Source organism: Streptomyces atratus, from assembly GCF_014648655.1.
Taxonomy (GTDB): Bacteria; Actinomycetota; Actinomycetes; order Streptomycetales; family Streptomycetaceae; genus Streptomyces; species Streptomyces atratus.
Window position 1 is genome coordinate 1 of the sequence record NZ_BMRN01000184.1, and the last position, 1269, is coordinate 1269.

Annotated in this window: 1 rRNA gene; it reads right to left on the minus strand. The window is 55.3% G+C overall.

The features are described from left to right. Positions 1–1269: ribosomal RNA gene (locus IEZ15_RS43980) — 23S ribosomal RNA — on the minus strand; the annotation flags it as partial.

Below are 1269 nucleotides of genomic sequence, written 5' to 3' on the forward strand. Positions count from 1 at the left end.
CCTATTAGTACCAGTCAGCTCCACCCGTTACCGGGCTTCCACATCTGGCCTATCAACCCAGTCGTCTACTGGGAGCCTTAACCAATCAAGTTGGTGGGAATACTCATCTCGAAGCAGGCTTCCCGCTTAGATGCTTTCAGCGGTTATCCTTTCCGAACGTAGCCAACCAGCCATGCCCTTGGCAGGACAACTGGCACACCAGAGGTTCGTCCGTCCCGGTCCTCTCGTACTAGGGACAGCCCTTCTCAATATTCCTACGCGCACAGCGGATAGGGACCGAACTGTCTCACGACGTTCTAAACCCAGCTCGCGTACCGCTTTAATGGGCGAACAGCCCAACCCTTGGGACCGACTCCAGCCCCAGGATGCGACGAGCCGACATCGAGGTGCCAAACCATCCCGTCGATATGGACTCTTGGGGAAGATCAGCCTGTTATCCCCGGGGTACCTTTTATCCGTTGAGCGACAGCGCTTCCACAAGCCACTGCCGGATCACTAGTCCCGACTTTCGTCCCTGCTCGACCCGTCGGTCTCACAGTCAAGCTCCCTTGTGCACTTACACTCAACACCTGATTGCCAACCAGGCTGAGGGAACCTTTGGGCGCCTCCGTTACTCTTTAGGAGGCAACCGCCCCAGTTAAACTACCCATCAGACACTGTCCCTGATCCGGATCACGGACCCAGGTTAGACATCCAGCACGACCAGAGTGGTATTTCAACGGCGACTCCACAACCACTGGCGTGGCTGCTTCAAAGTCTCCCACCTATCCTACACAAGCCGAACCGAACACCAATATCAAACTGTAGTAAAGGTCCCGGGGTCTTTCCGTCCTGCTGCGCGAAACGAGCATCTTTACTCGTAGTGCAATTTCACCGGGCCTATGGTTGAGACAGTCGAGAAGTCGTTACGCCATTCGTGCAGGTCGGAACTTACCCGACAAGGAATTTCGCTACCTTAGGATGGTTATAGTTACCACCGCCGTTTACTGGCGCTTAAGTTCTCAGCTTCGCCGACCCGAAAGTCAGCTAACCGGTCCCCTTAACGTTCCAGCACCGGGCAGGCGTCAGTCCGTATACATCGCCTTACGGCTTCGCACGGACCTGTGTTTTTAGTAAACAGTCGCTTCTCGCTGGTCTCTGCGGCCACCCCCAGCTCATGGAGTAAATCCAATCACCAGTGATGGCCCCCCTTCTCCCGAAGTTACGGGGGCATTTTGCCGAGTTCCTTAACCATAGTTCACCCGAACGCCTCGGTATTCTCTACCTGAC